This is a genomic window from Sedimentibacter sp. B4 (genome assembly GCF_000309315.1).
GTDB lineage: Bacteria > Bacillota > Clostridia > Tissierellales > Sedimentibacteraceae > Sedimentibacter > Sedimentibacter saalensis.
The window spans coordinates 1-212 of record NZ_CANG01000776.1; the positions used below are offsets into that span (position 1 = coordinate 1).

The 212-nt window shown below is 67.0% G+C and carries 1 protein-coding gene; it reads left to right on the forward strand.

Going from position 1 to position 212, the window contains the following annotated elements; translation table 11 throughout:
* Positions 1-58 precede the first annotated feature (58 nt).
* Positions 59-212: undecaprenyl-diphosphate phosphatase (locus BN358_RS24315; protein WP_304412799.1), on the forward strand; the 154-nt coding region annotated here is incomplete at its 3' end.

Below are 212 nucleotides of genomic sequence, written 5' to 3' on the forward strand. Positions count from 1 at the left end.
ATGAGCGGCATGCTACCGGGCAACGGCTAGGGTGTGCCCGAGCCGAGAGGGGAACCTGATGGGTTGGTTGGAAGCGATCGTGCTGGGCATCGTCCAGGGCCTCACCGAGTTCCTGCCGGTCTCCTCCAGCGCGCACCAATCGATCGTCGGCCAGCTCTTCTTCGGCGGCCACGACCCGGGTGCGGCATTCACCGCCGTGACCCAGCTCGGCA